The sequence below is a fragment of the Micrococcus sp. Mcc89 genome (assembly GCF_024519795.1).
Lineage (GTDB): Bacteria > Actinomycetota > Actinomycetes > Actinomycetales > Micrococcaceae > Micrococcus > Micrococcus luteus.
The window spans coordinates 60,255-81,873 of the sequence record NZ_JALJRI010000020.1 but is presented as its reverse complement, the minus strand read 5'-3'; the positions used below and the strand labels follow the sequence as shown (position 1 = coordinate 81,873).

The 21,619-nt window shown below is 72.5% G+C and carries 19 protein-coding genes; 9 read left to right on the top strand and 10 right to left on the bottom strand.

The genetic code is table 11. The features are described from left to right. Positions 1–33 precede the first annotated feature (33 nt). Both NR072_RS02160 and NR072_RS02155 read left to right on the top strand, forming a co-directional pair. Positions 34–1,383 carry a phenylacetate--CoA ligase family protein gene (locus NR072_RS02160; RefSeq protein WP_070708797.1) on the top strand — a complete coding sequence of 450 codons (1,350 nt, stop codon included), beginning with the start codon at positions 34–36 and terminating at the stop codon, positions 1,381–1,383. A 98-nt stretch (positions 1,384–1,481) separates the two neighbouring features. Next, positions 1,482–2,093: a TetR/AcrR family transcriptional regulator gene (locus tag NR072_RS02155; RefSeq protein ID WP_256835983.1), complete on the top strand. Its 612-nt coding sequence runs from the start codon at positions 1,482–1,484 to the stop codon at positions 2,091–2,093. A 13-nt stretch (positions 2,094–2,106) separates the two neighbouring features. Here the strand turns inward: NR072_RS02155 and NR072_RS02150 are convergent, their stop codons facing one another. From NR072_RS02150 to paaZ, 3 genes are all read right to left on the bottom strand, one after another. Next, positions 2,107–3,057, bottom strand: a complete 951-nt coding sequence (locus NR072_RS02150) for a hypothetical protein (protein ID WP_256835982.1) — start codon at positions 3,055–3,057, stop codon at positions 2,107–2,109. A 115-nt stretch (positions 3,058–3,172) separates the two neighbouring features. Beyond that, positions 3,173–4,105 carry a 3-hydroxyacyl-CoA dehydrogenase gene (locus NR072_RS02145; protein ID WP_010080087.1) on the bottom strand — a complete coding sequence of 311 codons (933 nt, stop codon included), beginning with the start codon at positions 4,103–4,105 and terminating at the stop codon, positions 3,173–3,175. A gap of 138 nt (positions 4,106–4,243) precedes the next feature. Continuing rightward, a complete protein-coding gene (paaZ, locus tag NR072_RS02140) occupies positions 4,244–6,364 on the bottom strand; it encodes a phenylacetic acid degradation bifunctional protein PaaZ (RefSeq protein WP_256835981.1) in 2,121 nt (706 codons plus the stop codon). A 277-nt stretch (positions 6,365–6,641) separates the two neighbouring features. Here paaZ and NR072_RS02135 point away from each other — a divergent pair, with 277 nt between their 5' ends. Next, the gene (locus tag NR072_RS02135; protein WP_256835979.1) at positions 6,642–7,634 is read left to right on the top strand and encodes a DUF559 domain-containing protein; all 993 of its coding nucleotides are present in this window, start codon (positions 6,642–6,644) and stop codon (positions 7,632–7,634) included. A 187-nt stretch (positions 7,635–7,821) separates the two neighbouring features. Next, positions 7,822–8,259 (top strand): aspartate 1-decarboxylase, encoded by a 438-nt coding sequence (gene panD, locus NR072_RS02130; RefSeq protein ID WP_256835977.1) that lies wholly within the window; start codon positions 7,822–7,824, stop codon positions 8,257–8,259. Between the two features lie 21 nt (positions 8,260–8,280). Here panD and NR072_RS02125 read toward each other — a convergent pair whose 3' ends face one another. From NR072_RS02125 to NR072_RS02105, 5 genes are read right to left on the bottom strand one after another with little or no spacing between them, the layout of a single operon-like run. Continuing rightward, positions 8,281–8,775 carry an SRPBCC family protein gene (locus NR072_RS02125; protein ID WP_256835976.1) on the bottom strand — a complete coding sequence of 165 codons (495 nt, stop codon included), beginning with the start codon at positions 8,773–8,775 and terminating at the stop codon, positions 8,281–8,283. Further along, entirely contained in the window at positions 8,775–9,158 is a 384-nt protein-coding gene (locus NR072_RS02120; protein ID WP_170720748.1) for an MmcQ/YjbR family DNA-binding protein, read from the bottom strand. Before NR072_RS02120 ends, NR072_RS02125 begins: the two co-directional genes overlap by 1 nt. A gap of 33 nt (positions 9,159–9,191) precedes the next feature. Continuing rightward, positions 9,192–10,079 carry a 3-hydroxyacyl-CoA dehydrogenase family protein gene (locus tag NR072_RS02115; RefSeq protein WP_256835975.1) on the bottom strand — a complete coding sequence of 296 codons (888 nt, stop codon included), beginning with the start codon at positions 10,077–10,079 and terminating at the stop codon, positions 9,192–9,194. Between the two features lie 8 nt (positions 10,080–10,087). Then, a complete protein-coding gene (locus NR072_RS02110; RefSeq protein ID WP_036318113.1) occupies positions 10,088–10,873 on the bottom strand; it encodes an enoyl-CoA hydratase/isomerase family protein in 786 nt (261 codons plus the stop codon). Between the two features lie 4 nt (positions 10,874–10,877). After that, entirely contained in the window at positions 10,878–12,095 is a 1,218-nt protein-coding gene (locus tag NR072_RS02105; RefSeq protein ID WP_036318114.1) for a thiolase family protein, read from the bottom strand. Positions 12,096–12,357: 262 nt separating this feature from the next. Here NR072_RS02105 and NR072_RS02100 point away from each other — a divergent pair, with 262 nt between their 5' ends. Next, the gene (locus NR072_RS02100) at positions 12,358–14,004 is read left to right on the top strand and encodes an amidohydrolase (RefSeq protein ID WP_073116987.1); all 1,647 of its coding nucleotides are present in this window, start codon (positions 12,358–12,360) and stop codon (positions 14,002–14,004) included. A 23-nt stretch (positions 14,005–14,027) separates the two neighbouring features. Next, the gene (locus NR072_RS02095; RefSeq protein ID WP_256835974.1) at positions 14,028–15,581 is read left to right on the top strand and encodes a GMC family oxidoreductase N-terminal domain-containing protein; all 1,554 of its coding nucleotides are present in this window, start codon (positions 14,028–14,030) and stop codon (positions 15,579–15,581) included. Between the two features lie 57 nt (positions 15,582–15,638). Here the strand turns inward: NR072_RS02095 and NR072_RS02090 are convergent, their stop codons facing one another. Both NR072_RS02090 and NR072_RS02085 read right to left on the bottom strand, forming a co-directional pair. Continuing rightward, the gene (locus NR072_RS02090; RefSeq protein WP_127446119.1) at positions 15,639–15,983 is read right to left on the bottom strand and encodes a hypothetical protein; all 345 of its coding nucleotides are present in this window, start codon (positions 15,981–15,983) and stop codon (positions 15,639–15,641) included. A 147-nt stretch (positions 15,984–16,130) separates the two neighbouring features. Further along, complete coding sequence (locus NR072_RS02085) at positions 16,131–18,098, bottom strand: primary-amine oxidase (protein ID WP_256835973.1); 1,968 nt, start codon at positions 18,096–18,098, stop codon at positions 16,131–16,133. Between the two features lie 185 nt (positions 18,099–18,283). On the opposite strand from NR072_RS02085, the gene NR072_RS02080 reads away from it, so the two are divergent. From NR072_RS02080 to NR072_RS02070, 3 genes are all read left to right on the top strand, one after another. Beyond that, positions 18,284–18,877 (top strand): TetR/AcrR family transcriptional regulator, encoded by a 594-nt coding sequence (locus NR072_RS02080; protein WP_170720754.1) that lies wholly within the window; start codon positions 18,284–18,286, stop codon positions 18,875–18,877. Between the two features lie 109 nt (positions 18,878–18,986). After that, positions 18,987–19,952, top strand: a complete 966-nt coding sequence (locus NR072_RS02075) for a helix-turn-helix domain-containing protein (protein WP_170720757.1) — start codon at positions 18,987–18,989, stop codon at positions 19,950–19,952. Between the two features lie 133 nt (positions 19,953–20,085). Beyond that, a complete protein-coding gene (locus NR072_RS02070) occupies positions 20,086–21,615 on the top strand; it encodes an APC family permease (RefSeq protein ID WP_081374418.1) in 1,530 nt (509 codons plus the stop codon). Positions 21,616–21,619: the final 4 nt, after the last annotated feature.

Genomic DNA, 21,619 nt, shown 5'->3' with positions numbered 1-21,619 from the left:
CGCCGCCCGACCCCGCATCCCCAGGAGGACGCCATGCTCGAGGCCTCGATCCCCAACCCGTACACGCCGGCACCCCTGCCCGCCCCCGCCGACCGCGGGGCCCCGGACCCCGAGGAGACGATGAGCCGGGACCAGATCGAGGCGCTCCAGTTCGAACGCCTCCGCTGGACCCTGCACCACGCCTACGAGAACGTGCCCGCGTATCGGGAGCACTTCGACGCGCACGGCGTCCACCCCTCGGACTTCACGGAGCTCGGGGACCTCGCCAAGTTCCCGTACACGGACAAGGAGTTCCTGCGGAAGAGCTACCCGTTCGGCGCCTTCGCCGCCACGGGCCCCGAGCTGCGTCGCATCCACGCCTCCTCCGGCACCACCGGCCAGCCCACCGTGGTCGGCTATACCGACGACGACCTGGCCACGTGGGCCACCCTCGTCGCCCGCTGCTTCCGCGCCGGCGGCATCCGCCCCGGTGACCGCGTGCACAACGCGTACGGCTACGGCCTGTTCACCGGCGGCCTCGGCGCCCACTACGGCGCCGAGCGCATCGGGGCGGCCGTGATCCCGATGTCCGGCGGGCAGACGGAGAAGCAGGTGCAGCTGATCACCGACTTCCAGCCGCGCGCCATCCTCTCCACGCCCACCTACCTGCTGACCATCGCGGACGGCTTCAAGAAGCTCGGCCTGGACCCCCGCGAGTCCTCCCTCGAGGTCGCGATCCTCGGCGCCGAGCCGTGGACCGAGGAGATGCGCCGCGAGATCGAGCAGACCTTCGACCTCGACGCCCTGGACATCTACGGCCTCTCCGAGGTCATGGGCCCGGGCGTGGCCGGCGAGTCCGCGGCCACCAAGGACGGCTCCCACATCTGGGAGGACCACTTCCGCCCCGAGATCATCGACCCGCTCACGGACGAGGTCCTCGAGACCGGCCGCCACGGCGAGCTCGTCTTCACCTCGCTCACCAAGCAGGCGCTGCCGATCATCCGGTACCGCACCCACGACCTCACCCGCCTGCTGCCGGGCACCACGCACCCGGGCCACCGCCGCATGGGCCGCATCACCGGCCGCTCGGACGACATGATCATCCTGCGCGGTGTGAACCTGTTCCCGTCGCAGATCGAGGAGCTGGCCCTCAAGGAGCCGGCCCTGTCGCCGCACTTCACCCTCGAGATCACCCGCCCGGACCGCATGGACCAGATGGCCGTGAACATCGAGCGCCGCGATCATGCGACCCTCGAGGAGGCCCAGGCCTGCGCCGCGCACCTGCGCATGGAGATCAAGACGAAGATCGGCTCCTCGTGCGTGATCAACGTGGTGGAGCCGGAGACCCTCGCCCGCTCCTCCGGCAAGCTCAAGCGCATCTACGACCTGCGCGACCAGGCCTGATCCCGTCCCCGCGGCCGAACCCGACGCCGGCGTGCCCGGTAGAGTGGACCGGTGCACCGTCGTCGTCGTCGGCGTCCGCCCGCCCCCGAAGGAGCCCCGTGCCCCAGAGCAGCCCCACCCCGCGCCGCGGCCGGCCCGGCTATGACCGGCAGACGCTGCTGGCCGAGTGCGTCGAGCTTTTCAACCGGCACGGCTACGAGGCGACGTCCATGGGCATGCTCGCCACCCACCTGGGCATCTCCAAGTCCGCGATCTACCACCACGTGGAGTCCAAGGAGGCGATCCTCGACCACGCGGTGACGGAGGCGCTCGACGCCCTCGAGGCGTGCCTGGACGATGTGGTGGCCAGCGGGGACGACGCCGGCGCGCAGGTCGAGGCGGCCATCCGCGGCACGCTCGGGGTGCTGGCGGAGAAGCAGCCCGAGGTGACCCTGCTGCTGCGCCTGCGCGGGAACTCGGCGGTCGAGGTGGCCGCCGTCGAACGCCGGCGCGAGATCACCCGGCGTCTGGGCGACCTGCTCGAGGCAGCCCAGGCCGCGGGGGCGGTGCGCTCCGACGTGAGCCCGCGCAACCTCGCCCGCCTCGCGCTCGGCATGATCAACTCGATCGTCGACTGGTACCGGCCGGATCGCGGCGTCCCCGGCCAGCAGGGACCGGACCAGATGATCGACGCCGTCACGGGCGTGGTGCTCGGGGGTCTGCGGGGCTGAGGGGCCGCTGTCCTCAGCCCTCGCCGTCGAGCGCGGCGAGCACGTCGGCCACGATCGAGGCCGCACGGTCCTCGGCGTCCGCGGGCACCCCGCCGTCCGCGTCGGCCTGGGCCACGGCCACGGTGCGGGCGCCGTCCTGCACGGCAGTGAGGTGGGAGTAGACGGACCCCCCGGGGGCCGGGAGCGCCGTGTACGCGGTGCCGCCCTCGTGCTCGGTCCGCGTCACGCTCTCCACGTCGAGCCCGGCCAGGTCCACCCCGGTGCAGGCCTGCGCCGCCGCTCGGGCGTCCTCCAGGGCGGCGCGGGCGGCCTCCTCCGTGGGGTACACGGTGACGCGCACGCCGAGCGGAGTGACCTCGGCGTCGGGGGACGCCGTGAAGGAGGGCGCCGGCGTCGTGGTGGGCCCGCCGCCGGTGGTGGCGGCCGTCTCCGGCTGGGCCGTGAGCCCCAGGTCCGCCGCCCCGGCCTCGGCGTCCCGCTCCAGGGCGGAGCGTGTGGCGTCCAGGCAGGCCTGCTGTTCCGCGCTGCGGGTGGGCGCCGGGCTCGCGCCGGCGTCGACCGCCTGCTCCAGGCCGTCGGCCCGCTGGCGCAGCTCCGTCTGCCGCTCCAGCGGCGAGGCGGCGCTCAGCCCCACCTCGGACCCCGGCCCCGCGGCCCGCTGCACGGCGGCCTGCACCGCCAGGGTCCGCTGCCCGTCCAGCGCGGGGGGCATCTCGAGGGACAGGCTGCTGGAGGCGGAGGCGCTGGCCGTGCTCTCCGTGGAGGCGCTGGCCGCGGGTGACGTGGGGGCCGTGGAGCTGCTGGCCGCGGGCGACGTGGACGCGGACGAGGCCGCCGTCGTCGTGGATGACGCCGACGAGGGGGCGGGGGAGGAGGGCTCTGCGCCGCCGCCGCCCGCGCACCCGGCGAGGGCGAGCGCGCCCACGGCGAGGGCGCCGAGCAGGGGGAGTCGGGAGGTCGTCATGGCTCGACTCTACGTGCACTGTGACGGATGCCACAAGGAAGTGGCGGGGACATGCGTCGGGGCCGCCCGATGCGTGATGCGCACCGGACGGCCCCTGATCCGTCAGCGGAGGAGGTCAGCCGAGCGGGGTGTCCTTGTCGCCCAGGTTCCAGTCCTCCACCGGGCCGAGGTTCTCCCCGTCCGGCCCGTAGCGGTAGAAGCCCTGGCCGTCGGCCACGCCGCTGTGGCCCTCGGCGATGCTCTTCTCGAGCAGCTCAGCGAAGCCGAGCTGCCAGTCGACGCCCGTGTTGCGGGAGACGTTGGCGGCCACGTGGAAGCCCACGATGTCGTAGGTCTGGAACGGGCCGCGCTCGTTGCCGGTGGCCACGCGCCAGGTGCGGTCGATGTCCGCCGGGTTGCCCACTCCGTGCATGTACAGCTTGGAGCCGGCCTGCAGCCACGGGATGAGCAGGGAGTTGAGGAAGTAGCCCGGGATCTCCTTGCGCACGTGCACGGGGACCATGCCGGTCTCCTCGGCGAACTGCAGGGCTCCCGCGACGGCCTCCGGCGAGGTCGCGGCGGTGCCCATGACCTCGGCGGTGTTCTGCGCCCAGATGCGGTTGGCGTAGTGCAGGGCCAGGAAGCGCTCCGGATGGCCGCTGGCGTCGGCGAAGTCCGAGGGCAGCAGGGAGGAGGTGTTCGTGGCGAACAGGGTCGTGGCGGGGGCGAGCTCGCCCACCTGGGCCCACACCTTGCGCTTGAGCTCCAGGTTCTCCGGGACGGCCTCGATCACGATGTCCGCATCCGCCAGGGCCTCGCCGAGGTCCGAGGTCGGCGTGATGCGGGCGATGGCCTCGTCGAAGCGCTGCGGGTCGTAGCCCTCCCCGAGGTCTGCTTCGTAGCCCTGGCGGATCCACGCCCAGCGGCGCTCGATCCCCTCGAGGGCGGCGGGGACGGCGTCGTAGGCCATCACCTTCTTGCCGTGGTACGCCGCCTGCATGATGATCTGCGAACCCAGCACGCCGGTGCCCAGCACGGCGACCTGCTCGAAACGGGTGAACTCGGACATGTGTGTCGACCTTCTTCTCTCGCGGTCCGAATGGGACGTACAGGTGAACGCCCCGGGCACGCTCCTTGTTCCCGGGGGCGACGACGGGCCGCCCGGTGCGCAGCGGGCGCACGGGACGGCCCGTCGGGGCGGGGAGGCTCAGCCCTGGGAGGTCTCGGACGGGGCCATCGGCCAGGTCTTGGCCACGAGCGTCAGCACGTCGTACTGAGCGCAGAGCTCGTCCTTCTGGTTGTGGATCCGGCAGTCCCAGGCCACCTCGCCGTACTCGTCGCTCACGCGCGGGGTGATGCGCTTGGCGGTCAGGGTCACGCGGATGGCGTCGTCGTAGGTCACCGGCGTGATGAAGCGCAGGTTCTCCAGGCCGTAGTTGGCCAGCACCGGGCCCGGATCCGGGGCCACGAACAGCCCCGCGGCCCACGAGACCAGCAGGTAGCCGTGGGCCACGCGGCGCGGGAAGAACGGGTTGGCCATGGCGGCCTCCTCGTCCGTGTGGGCGTAGAACCTGTCCCCGGTCTCCTCCGCAAAGGCGGTGATGTCCTCCAGGGTGACGGTGCGCAGGCCGGAGGCGAACTGGTCGCCCACCGTCAGCTCGGCCAGGGACTTGTAGAACGGGTGCACGGCCGTGCCGGCCTCCACGTCCTCGCGGGTCACCGTGTGGGTCGCGGCGCCCTGATGCCACACGCCGGTGATGGCCGTGAGCATGTCCGGGGAGCCCTGGATCGCCGTGCGCTGCATGTAGTGCTTCACAGCGCGGACGCCGCCGAGCTCCTCGCCGCCGCCGGCGCGGCCGGGGCCGCCGTGGATCAGCACCGGCACGGGGGCGCCATGGCCCGTGGTGGTCGCGGCGGTCTGGCGGTTCAGGACGTGCACGCGGCCGTGGTGGGCACCGATCCCGGCGGCGAACGCGCGGGCGGTCTCACCGTCGTTCGTGGCGACCGTGGCCACGAGCGAACCCGACCCCAGGGCGGCCAGGGCCACGGCGTCGGCCACGTCCGTGTAGCCGATCACCGAGGTGACCGGACCGAACGCCTCGACGCTGTGCACCTCGGGGGTGCGCGCGTCCTCGAAGGTGAGCACCGTGGGGGCGAAGAACGCGCCGGACTCGGCGTCGGCGTCACCGGTCGAGCCCTCGGGGCCGCCGAGGCGGACCTGACCGCCGGCGTCGACGAGGCGCTGCACCGCGCCGCGGACCTCGCCCTGCTGCTCCTTCGAGGCCAGGGCGCCCATGGTGGTGCCCTCGACGCGCGGGTCGCCCAGGACGACCTTCGCGGCCAGGCGCTCGGTGAGGGCGGCGGTCACGGCCTCGACCCGGTCCTGCGGGACGATCACCCGGCGGATGGCCGTGCACTTCTGGCCGGCCTTGACCGTCATCTCCTGGAAGACGGCCTTCACGAACGCCTCGAACTCGGGGGACTCCGGGTCCGCGTCCGGGCCGAGGATGGCGGCGTTGAGGGAGTCGGTCTCCGCGGTGAAGCGGACGCCGCCCTCCTGCACGTTCGGGTGCTTCTTCAGCGTGGCCGCGGTGGCGGCGGAGCCGGTGAACGCGACGTGGTCGCGGTAGTCCAGGTGGTCCAGCAGGTCGCGGGCGGAGCCGGAGATCAGCTGGATCGAGCCCTCGGGCAGCACGCCGGACTCGAGCATCAGCTCGACGCACTTCTGCGTGACGTAGCCGGTGGGGGTGGCCGGCTTGACCACGGTGGGCACGCCGGCGACGAAGGCCGGGGCGAACTTCTCGAGCATGCCCCACACGGGGAAGTTGAACGCGTTGATCTGCACGGCCACGCCCGGGATGCGCTGGTAGATGTGCTCGCCGATGAAGGAGCCGTCGCGGGAGAGGGGCTCCACGTCGCCGTCGATGATCACGGTGGAGTTCGGCAGCTCGCGGCGGCCCTTGCCGGAGAACGTGAAGAGGGTGCCGATGCCGCCGTCGACGTCGAAGGCGTGGTCGCGCTGCGTGGCGCCGGTGGCGAAGGAGACGTCGTAGAGCTCCTGGACGCGGGAGTTCAGAAAGAGCGCGAGCTCCTTGAGCTTGAGAGCGCGCTCGTGGATGGTCAGCGCGCCCAGGGCCTGCTGGCCGACGGTGCGGGCGTGCTCGATGGCGGCGGCCGTGTCGAGGCCGTCGGTGGAGACGCCGGTCAGGCGCGCGCCGGTGTTCGCGTCCGTCACGTCGGTGACCTTGGACGGGTGCGACGGCGTCCACCAGCTGCCGGCGACGTAGCTGGGGAGGATCTCCGGGAGGGAGGGGGCGGTGACGGTCACGGGGTCTCCTGGTGTCGGGGGCGCGGACGAGTCCCGACCGATCGGTCGGTTATTGCTCCTCACCCTAGCCGAGACGTGGATCACGCGGGAGGGGGAGCCGGGCGGGTGACGCCGTCGTCGTGGAGAGGGCTTCGCCGCGCAAGCCGTGGCGCCCGGGCCCGCAGACACGCCGCTACCGCCAGGACGTAGCGGCGTGTCTGCGGGCCTCGGCGGGGCGTCGTCCACAGATCCCGGCGGACGACGACGGCGGCCCGCCCGGATCGGGCACGCTCGGCGCATGCCCCGCTCGCCCGCGCCCCTGCCCCCGATGCGCTGCGGACTGGACGGCCGCCTCCGCGCTCCGACCGTGTTCTCGACCCCGGCCGCGCGCGAGGCGGGGGTGAGCGCGGCCCGGCTGCGGCGCGGGGACGTGGTCTCCCTCGGCTGGGGGCTCTGGGGCCTGCGCGGCGTCGAACCGGACCCCATGGACCATCTGCGGGCACTGCAGGATCTGCACCCCGAGGGCGTGTTCAGCCACGTCACGGCCGCCTGGGTGCTCGGCCTGTGGCTGACCGGGCCGCTCGCCGCCGACCGGTCCGTGCACATCGCGACCCCGCGCGGCCACGGCACCGCGTCGAGCCGGGCCGGGATCCGCTCACACCGCCTCCGCGCCGACGCACCGGTGCGGATCGTGGACGGGGTGCGCGTGACCGCGCCGGGGTGGACCTTCGTGGACCTCGCCGCACACGCCGGGCCGCTCGACCATCTCGTCGCGCTGGGGGACAGCATGGTTCGGACCGCCCCGACGGAGGCCCGCCGCCGTCGGCTGCCTCCCGGGGTGACGGACGTGGCCGAGCTGCGCGCCGCCGTCGAGGAACGCGGACGGGTGCGCGGGATCCGCGCGGCCCGGGAGGCGCTGGAGCTCGTCCGCCCCGGGGCCGACTCGCCGCAGGAGAGCCGGCTGCGGGCGCGGCTCGTCCTGGACGGCGTCCCCGAGCCCGCAGTGAACCCGTGCATCCGGCTCGCCACGGGACAGCTGCTGCGCGTGGATCTGGTGTGGGCGGAGGCCAAGGTGGCTGTCGAGTACGACGGCGATCAGCACCGCACGGATCGCCGGCAGTGGCGTGAGGACCGCGAGCGGGACGCGGCCCTGCGAGCGGAGGGGTGGGAGGTGATCCGGGTGACCGCCGACGTGTTCCGGCCGGGGCACTGGGAGCTGTTCGTGCGGCAGCTGCGGGGCCTGGTGGCAGCGCGGACGCCGCCGGGCCGAGTGCCGCCGTCGTGGATCTGACCTGCCCGGGCCCGCAGACGCGCCGCTATGGCCAGGACGTAGCGGCGCGTCTGCGGGCCTCGGCGAGAGGGGCGGGAGCCTGGGGCCGGCGTGGACCCCCCTGCCCCTCGTCTCCGGACCGGCGTAGAATCGAGCACCGGTCCCCTCGGACCCGCCCCACCCCCCCTCATCCGGAGAGTCCTGCCGCATGCTGCGCACCATGTTCCACGCCAAGATCCACCGGGCCACCGTGACCCAGGCGGACCTGCACTACGTGGGTTCCGTGACCGTGGACCAGGACCTGCTGGACGCCGCGGACATCCTCCCCGGCGAGCTCGTGTCCATCGTGGACGTCACCAACGGCGCGCGACTGGAGACCTACACCATCGCGGGCGAGCGGGGCTCCGGCGTGCTCGGCATCAACGGCGCCGCCGCCCACCTGGTGCATCCGGGGGACATCGTCATCCTCATCGCCTACGGGCAGATGGACGACGACGAGGCTCGCAACTTCCAGCCCAAGGTCGTCCACGTGGACGCGGACAACAGGATCGTCGAGCTCGGCGTCGACCCCGCCGACGGCCTCATCGACGGCCTCTCCCGCCCGCCGCTGTCCCGCGAATGGAACGAGGCCCAGGCCGAGCTCTGAGCCGGCCGGCGCGCCGGGCCGTCATGGACGAGCCCTTCGAGCGGGATCAGCGGTCGGCACGGCCTTCGCCCCGAGCGCCCGACGCGCGGAGCGCATCGCGGCCGCGTGGCTGAGGCCCATCGCGGTGCGGGCGCCCGGCACGCGGGCCACGGCGCGCATCCACGGCGAGGTCAGCACCACCTCCTGCTCCCACGCCACGATGCAGCGCGGCGCGTGTCCGGCCGGGGCGCCGTCGTCGTGCACGGTGACCCGCACGGTGCCCGTCAGGTCCCCGCTCAGGTGCGCGACCAGAAGGCCGCGGGCGCGGTCGTCGATGAGACGCTCCATCGTCAGACGCACCGGCACGAACCCGCGCAGCCGGACCGCGGCGCGGTCGGGGCCCAGGCGATGGGCGCGCGGGACGGCCGGCCACCAGCGTGGGTAGCCGGCCGGGTCGGCGAGCAGGGCCAGCACGGACCGGGCGTCCGCGGGGACGGCCCAGCGGTGGGTGAAGCGGAAGGGGCGGTCGACCGACATCAGACCCGGCCGAAGGTCTCGGGGTCCACGGGGCGCCGGGTGCGGGGGAGCTTCGCGACGACCAGCAGGTACGACTCCGTGACGAGGTCCCGGACGAGCTGCTCGTCGAGGTCCGGGTGCGCGGCCAGGCTGAGCCAGTGCCGCTTGTCCATGTGATAGCCGGGCGTGATCGCCGCGGGCAGGGCCGCGCGCAGCTGGGCGCCGTCCTCCGGGCGGGCCTTGACGTTCACGAGGCGGCGCCCGTCGTGGTCGATGAACACCACGAACAGCTTCCCCTGCACCTTCATGACCTCGGTGTCCGGGCCGAAGGGGTGCGACGCGGCGCTGCCCGGCAGCTCGAGGGCGCGGTCGCGGGCGACTCGCAGCAGCGTGGGCTCGTCCATGCCAGTCACGTTAGCCGCGCCGGCCCCGGGGGCTCAGCGGTAGTCGAAGAAGCCCTTGCCGGACTTCCGGCCGAGCTCGCCGCGGGCCACCATGTCCCGCATGAGCTGCGGCGGGGCGAAACGCTCACCCAGCTGGGACTCGAGGTACTCGGCGATGCCCAGGCGCACGTCCAGGCCCACGATGTCCGTGAGCGCGAGCGGGCCGACCGGGAACTTGTAGCCCAGCACCATGGCGGCGTCGATGTCCTCGGGGGAGGCCACACCCTCCTCGACCATGCGGATGGCCTCGAGCGCGATCGCCACGCCCAGGCGCGACGAGGCGAAGCCCGGGGCGTCCTTGACGACGACGGGGGTCTTGCCCAGCCCGCGGACCCACTCGGTGGACAGGGCCTGGAGCTCCGCACCGGTCTGCTCGCCGATCACGACCTCCACGAGCTTCGAGGCGGGCACCGGGTTGAAGTAGTGCAGGCCGCAGAAGCGCTCGGGGCGCTGCAGGTGCGAGGCGATCTCGTCGATGGACAGGGAGGAGGTGTTGCTGGCCAGCCAGGCGTCCTCGCGCAGGTGGGCCTCGACGTCGGTGAGCGCCTCGATCTTCACCTGCATGTCCTCGAACACGGCCTCGACCACCAGGTCGCAGCGGGCGAAGTCGGCGCGGTCCACGGAGACGGTCAGGCGCTGCGCCCACACGTCCAGGTCGCCGTCGATCTTGCCGCGCTCGAGGGAGGCGGCCAGATCGGCCTCGATGCGCTCCCTGGCGGCCTCGGCCGACTGCGGGTCGCGCTCGACGACGACCACCTCGGACGAGCCGGAGACGAGGAACGCGTGGGCGATGCCGCCACCCATCCGGCCACCGCCGAGGAGGCCGACGACGGCGGGCACGGAGGACGGAGCGGTGTCAAGGGTGCGCTGCTGATCGGTCATGTCAGTCCTCACTTCTTCTTGCGGTCCAGGAACGCCTGCATGCGCTCGAACTTGGCCTCGGACTCGAACAGGATGGCCTGCGCGATCTCGTCCACGTGGGGGTGGACCTCGCGGGGGAGGTGGAAGACGCGCTTGGACAGCCGCACCGCCAGCGGGTCCTGCTGCGCGATGCGGTCAGCGAGGGCGTCGGCGGCGTCGAGGAGGGCGTCCGGCTCGTGCAGCTCAGTGACGAGCTTGAGCTCGAGGGCCTCCTGCGCGTCCAGGATCCGTCCGGCGAGCAGCAGCTCGAGGGCCACCGGCTCACCCACCAGCTCCTTGAGCCGCCACTGGGCGCCCGCAGCGGCCGTGATCCCCAGACTCGTCTCGGGCTGGCCCATCTTCAGCGCCGGGGTGGCGATGCGGAAGTCGGCCGCGTAGGCCAGTTCCGCGCCGCCGCCGAGGGCGAAGCCGTCGATCGCCGCGATCACGGGCATGGGCAGCCGGTGGATGCGGTCGAAGACCTGCGAGTTCACACCGCGCAGGGCGTCGTCGCGGCGGCGCTCGCGCAGCTGTCCGATGTCCGCGCCGGAGGCGAAGATGCCGGAGAACGTCCCCGGCTCGCGCTTCGACTCCACCTGCGTGCCCGAGATGATCAGGATCTTCGGCTCGCGTTCGAGGTGGGCGCAGAGTTCGTGGAACTCGTCGACCATGGTCTGGTCGATCGCGTTGCGCACGCCCGGGCGGTCCATGCGCGCGTGGACGCGGTCCTCACGCTCCTCGACGCGCAGTGCCGTGAAGTGGCTGAAGCCGGTCATCTGCTCAGACCCTCTCGACGAGCATCGCGGAGCCCTGACCCACGCCCACGCACATCGTGGCCAGGCCCCTGTCCGCGCCCTCACGCTCCATCCGACCGAGCAGCGTGACCACGAGACGCGACCCCGAGGAGCCCAGCGGATGGCCCAGGGCGATCGCGCCGCCGTCGGCGTTGACGGTCTCCGGGTCCAGGCCGAGGCGCCGCATCGAGGCCAGGGACTGGGTGGCGAAGGCCTCGTTGAGCTCGACGGCGCCCAGATCCGCCACGGACCAGCCGGAGCGCTCGAGGGCCTTCTCGGTGGCCGGGACGGGGCCCAGACCCATGATCTCGGGGGCCAGGCCCGCCGAGGTGGACTCCACGACGCGGGCTCGCGGGGTCAGGCCGTACTTCTGCGCGGCCCGCTCGGAGACGACGAGGATCGCCGAGGCGCCGTCGTTGAGGGAGGAGGAGTTGCCGGCGGTGACCACGCCGTCCTTCTTGATGATCGGGCGCAGGCCGGCGAGCACCTCGGGGGTGGAGCCGGGGCGGGGGCCCTCGTCCGTGTCCACGATCGTCTCGGCGCCCTTGCGGCCCGTGACGACGACGGGCACGATCTCGTCCGTGAAGCGGCCGGCCTCGATGGCGGCCAGCGCACGCTCGTGCGAGCGGGCGGCGAAGGCGTCGGCGTCCTCGCGGGTGATGCCGTCCACCTCGCCGACCTCCTCGGCGGTCTCTGGCATGGAGAAGGTGAACTTCTCCCCGAACTCGCCGTCCGCGAAGCGCGGGTTCACGAAGCGCCAGCCGATCGCGGTGTCGAAGGCCGCGCCGGGCTTGGCGAACGCCGTCGTCGGCTTCTCCATCACCCAGGGGGCGCGGGACATCGACTCCACGCCTCCGGCCACGACGACGTCGGCCATCCCGGAGCGCACCATCGCGGTGGCGATGCCGATCGCGGACATGCCGGACGCGCAGAGGCGGTTCACGGTGATGCCTGGGACGGTGTCCGGGAAGCCGGCCAGCAGCCAGGCCATGCGGGCGACGTTGCGGTTCTCCTCGCCGGCGCCGTTGGCGTTGCCGAGGATGACCTCGTCCACGACCGACGGGTCGATGCCGGCGTCCTCGATCACGGCCTTGATGGTCAGGGCGGCGAGGTCGTCGGGGCGGACGGAGGAGAGGGCGCCGCCGTACTTGCCGACGGGCGTGCGGCGACCGCCGACGAGCAGGGCCTGGGACTGTGCGGACATGGAGACTCCTTGAGTGACCGACGACGGGGCGGGCGCGGCGAATTACCGACCGTGCGTTCAGGTTCAGTATTCCGGGCCGGTGTGACGGGGGTCAACTGCGGGGCGGGTGTGACGGGGTGGGGTGAAGCGCCCGGGGGCGGCTCCCCAGGAGTCGAGGCATGCGCGAGGCGCCAATCGGCGTGCGCGGAGGTCCAAGGTCGACGGGCGCGACGCGGCTAGTGTGCGCTATGTCACGGCAAGTGCGGTGCAGGGAGGAATTCTCATGACGGGGACGTCCGTCGACCTCGTGGTCACTCAGGCCAGGATCCACACCATGGGCGAGCGAGGCACCGTGGAGAGCATGGCGGTGCAGGCCGGTCGCGTCGTCGCCGTCGGCAGGGAGGTGGAGGAGCTGATCCCCGATGCCCGGGCGGTGCTGGACCTCGAAGGCGCGACGGTGATGCCCGGCCTCGTGGACGTCCACAACCATCACTCGCTCGCCGGGCAGATGGACCTCTTCGAACTGTCCTTCCCGCCCACGGCAAGCTTGGAGGCCGTGCTGGACGCCGTCAGCGACCACGCCGCCACTCTCGCCGCCGGGGAGTGGGTCGTCGGCGGCAGCTGGGGTTCTGGTCTCCTCGACGCCTTGGACAGCCCTGACGCCTTGCGCCGCCTCGACGCCGCCGGCCAGGGACACCCTGTCCTCTTGAAGGATGACTCCAAGCACAACCGGTGGGCCAACTCCGCCGCCATGACCGCGGCCGGCATCAGCGCGGACTCCGTGGATCCGGACGGGGGGATGATCCTCCGGGACGCCGACGGGCAGCCCACCGGCGTGATGATCGAAGCCGCAGGGGCGCACGTGGAGAAGGTCAGAGAGCGCCTGTTCCGGACGACCACGGAGGACCTCGCGCGTGCCTCAGCCCGGGGCATCGAGATGCTCCACGCGCACGGGATCACCGCGTTCCAGGATGCGGCCGCCTCACTGCAGCTAATGACGGCGCTGCACGAGCTCGACGAGCAGGGCGGACTCCACGCGTGGGTCGTCACCAGCATGCTGGCGAACGACTTCATCTTCGGTGCGGACCCTCTCGGCGAGGACATCATCGCCGGCCGTGAGCGCACCCGTTCCCTTCACCATCGCCCGGACTTCATCAAGATCTTCTTGGATGGCGTCCCGCCCGCGGGTACCGGTGCGTTCCTCGAGCCGTACCTGAAGGGGGCCGGTTTCCCCGCCTGTCATCACGGGCACACCACCATGGGCCCGGAGGAGCTGGAGCGGTGGCTCCTCACGACGGCGGCCCGCGGGATCTCGGCGAAGGTCCACTGCACGGGTGATGCTTCGGTCCGCATGGTCCTGGACGCGGTCGCCCGCGTGCGGGCCGCGGGGCACGTGACGCCGCGCTATCACGTGGCGCACGGCCAGTTCATCCATCCAGACGACGTCGCCCGGTTCGCGAGTCTCGACGTCGTCGCCGACATCTCTCCGGCCCTCTGGTATCCGGGTGTGATCACCCAGGCGATCCAGACCGTCCTCGGCGAGGAGAGAGGATCGCGACTGCACCCGAACCGTGCCCTCGTCGATGCCGGGGCGCTCGTGGCCGGAGGCTCGGACTGGCCCGTCAGCGAGTCGCCGAACGTATGGGAGTCCGTCTACGGCCTCGTCACGAGGAAGGACCCCACGGGGCGGTTCCCCGGTGAACTCTGGCCGGAGCAGGCGCTGACCCGCGAGGAGGCCCTGCGCGTCTACACCACGGCCGGGGCGGCCGCCATGGGGCTCGACGACACCATCGGCTCGCTCGACGCCGGCCGCTCCGCCGATTTCGTCGTCCTCAGCGCGGACCCGCTCACCGCCGAGCTGGAGAGCATCCCGGGGATCACGGCGAAGCAGACGTGGTTCGCGGGCCGCCGCGTCCACGAGACCCAGTGATGACCACAGACAGGAGCCACATCGTGGAATCCCCCCAGACCCGGCACACCGACGTCCTCGTGATCGGCGCCGGCTCGACCGGCTGCGTCCTGACCCGTCGCCTGCTCGACGCCGGCCGGCGCGTCACCCTCGTCGAGGCCGGCGAGCACGACGTCAACCCGGACATCGACGACGTCTCCCGCCTCGGCTTCCTGTGGGAGACCGACGTCGACTGGAACTACCGCACCACGCCCCAGCCGGAGCTCGACGGCCGCCGAGTCCATCTGCCCCGCGGCAAAGTCCTCGGCGGCTCGCACGCGCTCAACGCGGCCATCTGGGTGCGCGGCGACCGCTGGGACTACGACACCTGGGCCGGCGAGCTCGGCTGCGCAGGCTGGGCCTGGGACGACGTCGCTCCCTATTTCCGAGCCATCGAGGCCTATCCGGAAGGCGACCCCACGACCCGCGGCCGCGACGGGCTGCTCGATGTCAGCACCGACTACCCGCATCATCCGATCCAACAGGCCATGTACGACGCCACCGTCCAGGAGGGCGTCCCAGAGAACCCGGACTACAACTCCGGGGACGTCGAGGGCGTCGGATGGATGCAGCTCAACGTCCGCGACGGCAAGCGGTTCAACACGTGGCGCGCCTACCTCAAGCCGGTGGCGGACCACGAGGGGCTCACCCTGGTGACCGGCGCGCAGGCCCGGCGTCTCGTGTTGGACGGCGCGCGCGTCACCGGCGCCGAGTTCGATCGGAGCGGCGAGACACTCAGGATCATGGCCGACGAGGTCGTCCTCTGCGCCGGCGCCCTCGGGTCCCCGGAGATCCTGCTGCGCTCCGGCATCGGCCCCGCGGGCCACCTGCGCGAGGTGGGCGTCGACGTCGCCCACGAACTGCCCGGCGTCGGGCGCAACCTGCACGACCACCTGCTCGTGCCGGTCGTCGGCGTCACCGAGAGGGAGGCGCCGGCCCCAGAGGTGGCCGTGACCCAGGTGCACTACTTCGCGAAGTCCGACCCGGCGCTGCCGGTGGCGGACACCCAGCCGATCTACTTCTCGGTGCCGATGTACACCAACACGGCGGGCGACCCGATGGTGGGGCCGGAGACCGGCTTCTCCCTCTTGGCGGGCATCGTCCGCCCGCTCTCGCGCGGCAGCCTCACCCTCTCCGGCCCCGCGCCGCAGGACCCCGTGCGGGTGGACATCGGTGCCTACACCGCGCCGGAGGATCTCAAAGCCATGCTGTACTCCCTGCGCCAGTGCCGGCGCATCGCCGCCCAGCCCGCCCTCGCAGAGGACTGGGGTGCCATGGAGATCCACCCGGGCCCGAACGTCGGGGACATGGACGAGGAGCTGATCGCCTACATCCGCAACACCACGACGACGTACCACCACCAGGTGGGCACGTGCGCGATGGGCGTCGGCGAGGACGCCGTCGTCGATCCGGCGACGTTGCAGGTGCACGGGGTCGAGGGGCTGCGCGTGGCCGACGCGTCGATCATGCCTCAGGTGACGTCGGGCAACACCAATGCGCCGTCCGTGATGATCGGGGAGCGGGCCGCCGCGATGATCACGGGTGTCGAGCCCTTCTAAGGAGCATGAGACGACCCCGTGCGCGGTCCGTCGGGGTGACGGGCCGCGCACGGGGTCTCAGTCTCGGCTCGTCCGCCGCAGCGCGAGGGCCGAGGTCAGCCCGACGCCCAGCTCGAGCACCACGATGCCGAGCATCGCGCGGGTCGCGCCCGCGTCGTGCGCCGTCGCCGCGGCCCCGCCGTCATGGTGATGGCCCGCACCGATCCCCGGCAGGCCCGCCACCATGGCAGCGTGGGCGAGCACCATCGCGGCCGCGGACACCAGCAGCATGCGGAGGGTGCCTGCTGCCTCGCTGGCCGGGGCGGTGCCGTGTCCGCGCAGCAGCCGCGCCCCGCAGAGCGCGCACCACGCGGTCATCGCGAGCAGGACCACGGTCGTGACGAGGCCGTGGGGATGCATCACGAGGACCGCCACGTGCAACGGTGCAGCCAGCAGCGCGAGCGCGGCCGGCAGACGGCCCCCGCCTCCCTCGGGGGCTGAGCGCGGCGTTGCGAAGGACGAGGGGCGTCGAGTTGTGCGAGGGGCGAGGGCCGTCATGGAGGGCCTCCGTCAGTGCCCGCAGCCGCAGGCGTCGTCGGACCCGCCGCCTGCCACGCCGGGGGTGCCACCGGCGTGGCAGGCGCCCTTGCGCGGCTCCGGCACGTCGAGCACCGGCGAGCGGTCGAAGAAGCCCTCGGGGCGCAGTCGGAAGCCCACGTGGTCCACCGGCATGATGGGCCAGTCCTCGACGCGCGGGAAGTGCGTCAGGCCGAAGGTGTGCCACACGACGAGGTCCTCGCCGTCCACGTTGCGGTCCGCGGCCGTCCACTCGGGCAGGCCGGCGCCGCCCCCGTGCTGGTTCGGGAAGTCGCCGGTGGGGTAGCGCTCGTCCTCGTGGTACTGGGACACCCACAGGGTCTTGGCCGCGAAGGTCGCCCGCCGGTGGATGGAGGACCCCTCGGCCGCCATGAGGGTCGGCAGGCCCTCGGGGTGCAGCTTGTAGCCGACGGGGGCGCCCAGGCGGTTCTTGTGCTCCGCGCTCTCCACCACCCAGGTCCGGGCGACGGACATGTCGGCGTCGCGCTGGGCCTGCTGTTCCGTGGCCAGCACGGTCCGGCGCCGGGTGAACGCGTTGCCGCGCGGGTTCTCCTCGGAGAACGGCAGACGGACGCCGTCCTCCTCCAGCACGCGGCACGTGCCGTCGTCGAGCGCGAAGTCGAGCCGCGCGCTGAACAGGTGCTGATGGAAGGGGGCGCCCAGTCCCGGGGCGATCTCGGACGCGAAGTCCGTGGTCCCCTCGGGGACGGCCGAGGTGAAGACGATGCCGGTGGCCTTTGCCTCGAAGCCGATCGTGCCGTCCAGGTAGAGGTACCAGTAGAAGCCGTAGTCGTAGTTGCCGATGGTGGTGAAGAAGGAGATCACCAGCCGGCGGTTGCGGCGCGTGTAGGAGATGCCGGTCCACATCTCGGTGTGCTTGGAGAGGATGGACCAGTCCTCCTCGTGCATGCAGATGCCGTTCTTGATCTGGCGCGGCTCACCGGCGTTGTTCACCACCCAGGGGGAGAGATAGGTGATGTCGCCGAGGCAGTCACAGCCCAGCTCGAGCGAGTTCGCCCACTGGCCCACCAGGTACTCGCCCGTGTCGAAGTAGTTCTGCCAGGACCGGATGGGGGAGGGGTCGCCGTAGGGCACCACCATCTCGGCGATGGACGCGCGGTCCAGGATCGTGCGGCGGCGGCCGGTGTGCGGGTCGTCGAACGCGATGTTCTGCAGCACGAGTCCTTCGCGCATGTCGAAGCCGATGTCGAGGCTCCAGCGCTCCCACTCCGCGTGGTTGCCGCCGTCCACGGTGAAGGACGGCCCCTCGGGCTGGGTGATCTCGATCGGCTTCTGCGTGGTGCGCAGGTCGCCGGTGAGCTCGGGGTCCGTGTAGTTGCCGTGCTCCTGCGGCACGGGCATCGCGCCCAGATCGATCACCTGGGTGACCTCCTTGGCCGTGACGTCCACGTAGCCGACGATCCCGTCGATCGGGTGGGCCCACGGCGAATCCGCCTCGTGCTTCTGGTGGAAGGCCAGGCCGCGCAGGATGCGGTGGCCCTTCTCCTCCTCGTATTCGAAGACCCCCGCGGACAGGGGCGCCACACGCACCTCCTCCACGGGGATGCCGCGGGTCCGCATGGCCTCCTGCCAGCGGGGGTCCTGGGCCAGGACCGCCTCCACGACCGCGAACTCCTCCTCCATCACGGGGAACTCGCCGTCCACGGCGGAGTCGAGCTCGCGCAAGGACAGCAGTTCGCGGCGCGTGGCGGAGACGACGGCCTCGACGGGCCGCCCGCCGGCCACGTCCAGGACGAACACCCGGAACCGGCGGTCGCGCGACGCCTCCGCGCGCTCCGCACCGCGCGGCGGGTCGAGGAGCCCGAGGTAGGCGATGCGCGCGTTCTCGCCCAGCATCCCGTCGTCGCGCAGGACGGCGACGACGGCCTCGATCTCCTCGGGGGTCTGCAGGCGGAAGTCGCCGGCGGTCTCGGTGGTCATGGCATCCTCGTTCCTTGCCGCGGACGGCACTGGTGGGGTGTTCTTCTCCAGGTGGAGAACTATCCGTGCCACGTACGGTAGGCATTAGCGTGACGCGGGTCATAGGACATCCGTGCACAGGTCGGCCGTCGTCTGCGCGCGTGGTCAATCCGGCCGCGCCCGACACCTCTACGCGAAGGAGCGCCATGCCCAAGGTCGTGGACCATGACAGCCGTCGGTCCGAGCTGGTGGAGGCCGCGTGGCGCGTCGTCGCCCGCCGCGGGCTGACGGGGGCGACCATGCGCCAGATCGCCGAGCAGGCCGGATACGCGCACGGGGCTCTGAAGCCCTACTTTCCCGCCAAGACGGACCTGCTCGACGCGACCTACGCCCACGTCTTCGGCCGGACGCAGGCGCGGATCGACGAGGCGCTCGCGGGCGTGCGCGGGTTGGAGGCCCTGCGCCGCCTGTGCCTCGAGGTCCTGCCCGTGGACGAGGACCTCCTCGTGGAGGCGCGACTCGTCATCTCGTTCTGGGACCAGGCCGCCCGCCACGAGGCCGAGGCCCGGGTGGCCGCTGCGACCCTCGAGGCGTGGCGGGCGCGTCTGGACGCGGCCCTCGGCGAGGCCGACGACGACGACGCACTGCGTCCCGACCTCGACCGACGCGCCCTCGTGGACCTGATCCTGACGTGGCTGTTCGGCGCGCAGGTGACGGCCGTCGTCGATGCGGATCGGCACGACCGGGCCGCGCTGGAGGCCCAGCTCGCGCTGCTGACGGCGGCGATCCGCCGGATGTGACCGGGTGTGGCGGGCCGTCATGACGCGCCGCACGGGGTTGCCTGGTCTTTCTCCAGTGGGAGAATGGTGAGCCAGGTTACAGCGAAGCAGCGTGAAGGGAGGGCCTCGCGTGTTCCGGCGGACCGTCGACGACCATGCCGAATGGAAGGAGCTGATCTCCCGCTCCTTCGTCCCCCTCGAGTCGGAACTACTCCGTCCGAGCCGGTCGTTCTCCGGCCGGCTCGACGTGAGCGAGTTCGGCGGGATCGGCCTCACCACTCTCGCGGCCGCGCCGCACGCAGTGCACCGGACCGAGCGTCTCGCCGCGGCGGGCGGCGGGGGCATGTTCAAGGTGTCCCTGCAGCTCTCCGGCCGCGGCCTGCTCCTCCAGGACGGCCGTGAGGTCCTCCTGGAGCCCGGCCGGCTCGCGATCTACGACACGTCTCAGCCCTACACCCTCTCATTCGACCGCGACTTCACGAGCCACGTCCTGATGTTCCCCCACGCGGCCCTCGGGATCGCCCCCGGCCAGGCGGCGCAGGTCACGGCGACGGCCCTCGACGAGGGTCATCGACTGGGCCCGGCCGTGAGCGCGTTCCTGACGCAGGCGGCGGACGCCATGCCCGTGCTCGACCCGGCCATCGGCGGCCGGCTGGCGCACAACGTCGTCGATCTCGTCGGCACCCTCGTGGCCGATCTGCTCGGCCTGCCGCCCCGTCCGGCCGAGGGCGTCCGGCCCGCGCCCGTCGGGGGTCCCGACGACGAACGGGACCGGCAGCGCGCCGCCGTGCTCCGGCACATCGACGAGCACCTGGCGGACCCCGCGCTGTCCCCAGCCAGCGTCGCCGCCGCGCACTTCATGTCCGTCCGGAGCCTGCACCTGCTGTTCGAAGGCACGGGGGAGACGGTCGCCGCGACCATCCGGCGACGCCGGCTGGAGCGCTGCCGGGACGAGCTGGGCGACCCCGGGAACGCCGGCCGCCCGGTCGCCGTCGTGGGAGCGCGGTGGGGGTTCGCGGACCCGGCCCACTTCTCGCGGGCGTTCCGCGCGCGCTTCGGCGTGACGCCCGGCGGGTACCGGCGGCAGGCGGCCTAACGGGGCGGGACTGCGCGCGGCGGCAACGCCTCTTCGCGGATCGTCAATCCGCGGCCCGCTGGATCGGCCACCCTCGAGTGAGTCAGATCACCCCGAGGCGGATCCCCTCGCCTCCCGTCTCAGGAGGGACCGCATGAGCTCCGTCCTCGATGCCGCCGGCACGCCGGCCACACCTCACCCGTCACCCGCCGCACCGTCCGCCCGCGTCCCCTCGAGCAGCGGCGACGACCGCCTCGGTGCGGGCCGCATCGGCGTGCCGGCGCTGGTCTGCATGATCGTCGCGGCCTCCGCGCCCCTGACCGCCGTGGCCGGCGGCATCACGAGCAACTTCGCCGTGACCGGCCTGCTCGGCGTCCCGTTGTCCTTCCTCGTGCTCGGTGCCGTCCTGCTGCTGTTCTCGGTGGGGTACGCGGCGATGTCGCGACACGTCCACAACGCGGGCGCGTTCTTCGCCTACGTGGCCCGCGGCATGGGGAAGCCCGCCGGGGTGGGCGCCGCCCTCGTCGCGCTCGTGTCCTACGCGTGCATGCAGGTCGGCATCGCCGGCATGTTCGGCTTCGCGACCTCGTCGTTCCTCGAGGGGACGTTCGGGATCGCCGTCCCGTGGTGGGCCAGCGCGCTGGGCGCGTGGGTGCTGGTCGGCGTGCTCGGCCTCTACCGCGTGGACTTCTCTGCCAAGGTCCTGATGGGCGTCGTGGCGCTCGAGTTCCTCGTGGTGTGCGTCTACACCGTGCTCGGCCTGCGCGCGGCCCCGGAGGGGGTGAGCGCGGCCGGCCTGCTGCCGGACCAGCTGTTCACCTCCGGTGTGGGCGCCGCCCTGGTGTTCTCCGTGGCCGCGTTCATGGGCTTCGAATCCGGTGCCATCTACAACGAGGAGGTCAAGGACCCGAAGCGCACTGCGGGCCGGGCCACGTTGATCTCGGTGGTGCTGATCGCGGTGTTCTACGCGTTCTCCGCGTGGGCGATGGTCATGACGGAAGGGCCAGGCCAGGTCGTGGCGGCTGCCCAGGCCGGAGGCCCCGACGTCGTCTTCGCGTTCCTCGGCGCCCACACCCCGCTGTGGTTCACGGACCTGGCGAACATCCTCTTCATCGTCAGCCTCCTGGCCGCGCTGCTCGCGTTCCACAACATCGTGGCCCGCTACGCCTTCGCCCTCGGCCGGGAGCACGTGCTGCCCGCGTTCCTGGCCCACACCTCGACGCGCACCGGCGCCCCCGTCGGCGGCTCGCTGGCCCAGTCCGGGGCCGCGCTCGTGGTGCTCGTGGTGTTCGCCGTGGCGGGCTCCCGCTCTGACGACCCCCTGTTCCCCGTCGTCACCCTCTTCACCTGGCTGACCAACATGGGCGCGTTCGGCCTCGTGCTGCTCATGGCACTGACCTCCGTGTCCGTCATCGGCTACCTGCGGCGTCACCGGGACGAGTTCGGCGTGTTCACCCGGGTCGTCGCCCCCGCGCTCGCCGCCGTCGGCCTGCTCGCCCTGTTCGTGCTGACGATGGTGAACTTCCCCGTGCTGCTCGGCGCGGACGGCCCCACCCCGCTGAGCTGGCTGCTGCCGGCGCTCGTTGTGGCGCCCGGCGCGCTCGGCACGGCCTGGGCCCTCTGGCTGAAGGCCCGCCGACCCGCCACCTACGCGGGCATCGCCCGTGGCGGCGAGCTCTCCTGAGCCC